Source organism: Bacteroides sp. CAG:633 (assembly GCF_000435115.1).
Classification (GTDB): domain Bacteria; phylum Bacteroidota; class Bacteroidia; order Bacteroidales; family Bacteroidaceae; genus Bacteroides; species Bacteroides ndongoniae.
Map to the genome: position 1 here is coordinate 1 of NZ_FR882999.1, position 4,270 is coordinate 4,270.

The window sequence follows — 4,270 nt, forward strand, 5'->3', positions numbered from 1 at the left end:
AGCCGGTTATGCAGGCGGCATCGTCTCTGCCGGAGTAGACGGAGAGCGGTGTGCCGAGGCAGCAGCACAGTATTGCGGAGTTCTTTAAATATACAGTCTATAAAGTACTTGTACAAAAAATATCCGCAACTTCCTTCAAAGCTTCGGAAAGGCAACGGATAAAACCCGTATTGCCCTGTCCTTTGCGAATGATAGTTGCGGATATTCTTAATTCCTCAGAAGGAACGTTATTTTACCTCTTCTCCTTCGGCGGGAGCTGAAGAAGGAGCCTGCGAAGCCTGACTGGCTGTTTTTTCGCCACCTACGTTCACTGTTACGTTGATGGAAGAGGGCTGTTGCTGGTAAGGCATACGGTTCTTCGGGTCGGGACCATATTGGTTAGGACCTACCGTACCATCGGCAAACAGCATGTACAGACCCAGAATGATGTTAATAAGCGGAATAAGACCCAGCAAAATGAACCATCCGGACTTGTCAACATCGTGCAGACGCTTCACGCCCTGCGCCAGACCGAACCATGCATCGGCAATGAGGACAACGAAACCAATCAGCACACCAAAACCAAAACCGCCAGCCGAATTGGAAGCCGCGCCTAAAAACATGGTTCCTACACCCAGCGCCATAGCTATACCACCAAAAACAGAACTGATAACGGCAGACAGAAAATACTCGATTCTACGAATACGTCCGTCGAAAGAGAAAGGAGCTTTAAACATAATGATATTAAATTTAAGTAAATAATAAGTTTTGCGTCTTAATTGTGATAAGCAACAAAGATTATACAAATATACTAAAAAATGCACAAAAAGCAAACAATTATATCCTTTTTTCCACCCGATTCTGAATATCAGTCAGCTTTAGAGGAAATTCTTTATCAGCCTGTCACCGGTATTTTTGTTTCTGCCATTTGCCGGTTTCCGCAAAAATGACGTTCTTTGCAGACACATCAATCATTAATTCCAAAGTATGCCCTCGCCCGAAATCGCCATTATCGACCCGAACACACTGAGCAGCCTAGGCCTGTGCGGCCTGCTTGAAGAGCTCATACCGGGTGCAGTCATCCGCATGTTCCCCTCGTTTGCCGCCTTCGCAGACGACACGCCCGACATGTACGCGCACTACTTCGTTTCGGCGCAGGTCTATTTTGAGCATACGGTTTTCTTCCTGCCGCGGCGCCCCAAAACCATTGTGCTGGCAGCGGGCGAAGGCAACCCGCAACTGGCCGGCGTGCTGACACTGAACATCTGCCAGCCCGAGAAGGACCTTGTACGAAGCATCGTACACCTGCACGGCCACGGACACAAACACGGGCATCCCGGCAAGCTGCCCGCACCCGCCATGCCCGTCGGAGAGAAACCCGCCAACATGCCCGCCGGTCACGAACTGACGGCGCGCGAAATCGAAGTACTGGTACTGGTGGTAAAAGGCCTCATCAACAAAGAGATAGCCGACCGCCTGAACATCAGTCTGACCACCGTCATCAGCCACCGCAAGAACATCACCGAGAAGCTGGGCATCAAGTCCGTCTCGGGGCTTACCATCTATGCCGTGATGCACGGCTATGTGGAAGCCGACGCCATTTGACCCGCCCCGATTTCCTCATAAGTGAGGATTGCACGTTCCGCCGATTTGCCTTTACTTTGCGGCCTGAATAGACAATACATCAGCTCATGAAGAAAATCATCCTGAACGTACTGGCGTTGCTGGCCATCGGAGCAACGCAGACAGTCCGCGGAGAAGAAGTTCCACAGGACACCACCAAAGTGGTCGATATCGAAGAAGTAGTAGTCATCGCCACACCGAAAGAGAACAGCCGGCTGCGCCAACAGGCCCTCTCGGCCACATCGCTGTCGCAGGCCGACATGCGCAACAACGCCGTGCAGTCGGTCAAGAACCTGTCGGCCCTTGTGCCCAACCTGTTCATCCCCGACTACGGTTCGAAACTGACTACTTCGGTCTACGTGCGCGGCATCGGTTCGCGTATCAACACGCCCGCCGTCGGACTGTACGTGGACAACATTCCCTTCATCGACAAGTCGGCCTTCGACTTCAACTACTCCGACATCGAACGCATCGACGTGATGCGCGGCCCGCAGGGCACCCTGTACGGACGCAACACGATGGGCGGACTGATACGTGTCTTCACCAAATCGCCCTTCACCTATCAGGGCACCGACCTCACGCTGAGCGCCGCCACCTACAACAACTACAAGGCCAGCGTCAGCCACTACCACCGCATCAGCCAGCAGTTTGCCTTCTCGGCCAACTTCTTCTACGAACACAAGGGTGGGTTCTTCAAGAACGCAGCACTCAATAACGAACGGGTGGACAAGGACGACGAGTTCGGCGGACGCCTGCGTGCCATCCTGTTGCCCAACGAGAACCTGAAATTAGACTTCACCCTGAACTACGAATACACCCATCAGGGCGGATATCCCTACGAATATACCGGCGTGACCGAAGGCGAGGAAGACCGTGCCGACTACATCGGCCGCATCGCCTACAACCACCGGAGCGGCTACAAACGTAACCTGCTGAACGGCGGTCTGAACCTGGAACACCAGGCCGACAACTTTGTGCTGAGCAGCGTGACGGGCTTCCAGCTGCTCGACGACCACATGGACCTGGATCAGGACTTCACCGAACAGAACATCTACACCATGATGCAAAAGCAGAACTCGAAGACGCTGAGCGAAGAATTGGTACTGAAGTCGAAGCCCGGCCGCCGCTGGCAATGGACAACGGGCGCCAGCGCCTTCTACCAATGGCTGCACACCGATGCCCCCGTCACCTTCCAGAGCGACGGCATGACATGGCTGAACAGCATGACCAACGACAATGCCAACCGCTACATGCCCACCATCTCGCAAGGGCCCATGACCATGCAATTCGTGTTCAGCGACGTGATTGGCGGCAGCACACTGCCCATCAGCGGCGTGTTCGACACCCCCGTGCTAAACGCCGCCCTCTTCCACCAGTCCACCTTCAACGACCTCTTCGGTGCCGAGGGACTCTCGCTCACATTAGGTCTGCGCATGGACTACGAACGCTTGAAACTGGACTACAACACCGGTTGCACCTATTCGCACACCTACTCGCTCAGCGGCAAGCTGACACCGGGCGACCGCGTCATCCCCATGGTGCCCGAAACCCGCTTCGACCAAAGCCTCAGCTACCGCGGCAAGCTGAATCACGACTACATCCAGCTGCTGCCTAAGGTAGCCCTGCAATACGACTTCGACCGCCGCAACAACATTTACGCCAGCGTTTCCAAAGGCTACCGCTCGGGCGGCTACAACATACAGATGTTCAGCGACCTGCTGCAGACCGACATGCGCAGCGCCAACATGGGCGACGTGGCATCGGCCACCATCCCCGTCATCGAAGGCGTGGGCATGATAGACGATGCCACCAAACAAAAAGTCATTGCCATGCTGAACGGCATGGCACAGAAAGCCGAAACCGACGTACAGCAAGCCACCCTCTACCGCCCCGAATATTCGTGGAACTACGAAGTAGGCGCCCACCTCACCCTGCTCAACGGACGCTTGCAGACCGACCTTGCCGCCTTCTACATGGACACACGCGACCAGCAGATTTCGCGCTTCGCCGCCAGCGGACTGGGACGCATCACCGTGAATGCTGGAAAAAGCCGGAGCATGGGAGCCGAAACATCCCTGCGCGCCCAGCTGACCAACGACCTGACGCTGAACGGAAGCTACGGCTACACCTACGCTACATTCACCGACTACGTCGTGAGCGACGAAGTGAACTACAACGGCCGCTACGTACCCTTCGTTCCCAAACACACGTTCAACATCGGTGCCCAATACATCATCGGTCTGAAGAAAGGTGCCTGGTTGGACAACATCACCCTGAACGCCCACTACAAAGCTGCCGGACGCATCTACTGGACCGAAGAGAACAACGCCAGTCAGGCCCTGTACGGCACCCTGAACGGCCGCATCAGCCTGAACAAAGGCAACGGACAGATAGCCCTGTGGGTGAACAATGCGCTGAACACCCGCTACCAGGCCTTCTGGTTCGAGACCATGAGCCGCGGCTTCGCCCAAATGGGACGCCCCGTACAGATAGGCATCGACCTGCGCTGTCGTTTCTGAAAAATAAACATTTCACAGGTTCCCGCCTGTCGTCGCTATCCCCATCCAGGCTTGCGGCTGCAGGCGGGAATCTGTGTTTTCTGCCCGCAGCCAACCTGTGCCGCGCCCTCCTTTTTCAAGCCACTTGCCAACCGTTTGAGCAACACAAG

Annotated in this window: 3 protein-coding genes; 2 read left to right on the forward strand and 1 reads right to left on the reverse strand. The window is 55.1% G+C overall.

The features are described from left to right. Positions 1-227 precede the first annotated feature (227 nt). Entirely contained in the window at positions 228-716 is a 489-nt protein-coding gene (locus QVP67_RS02445) for a DUF805 domain-containing protein (protein WP_022161967.1), read from the reverse strand. A gap of 250 nt (positions 717-966) precedes the next feature. Here QVP67_RS02445 and QVP67_RS02450 point away from each other — a divergent pair, with 250 nt between their 5' ends. After that, positions 967-1,584: a response regulator transcription factor gene (locus QVP67_RS02450; protein WP_022161968.1), complete on the forward strand. Its 618-nt coding sequence runs from the start codon at positions 967-969 to the stop codon at positions 1,582-1,584. Between the two features lie 86 nt (positions 1,585-1,670). Then, positions 1,671-4,121 (forward strand): TonB-dependent receptor, encoded by a 2,451-nt coding sequence (locus QVP67_RS02455; RefSeq protein WP_022161969.1) that lies wholly within the window; start codon positions 1,671-1,673, stop codon positions 4,119-4,121. The last annotated feature ends 149 nt before the right edge of the window (positions 4,122-4,270 follow it).

What these genes read in the sequence shown, in the direction of transcription:
- QVP67_RS02445 (WP_022161967.1), bottom strand. Translation starts at nt 716, where the DNA reads ATGTTTAAAGCTCCTTTCTCTTTCGACGGACGTATTCGTAGAATCGAG.
- QVP67_RS02450 (WP_022161968.1), top strand. Translation starts at nt 967, where the DNA reads ATGCCCTCGCCCGAAATCGCCATTATCGACCCGAACACACTGAGCAGC.
- QVP67_RS02455 (WP_022161969.1), top strand. Translation starts at nt 1,671, where the DNA reads ATGAAGAAAATCATCCTGAACGTACTGGCGTTGCTGGCCATCGGAGCA.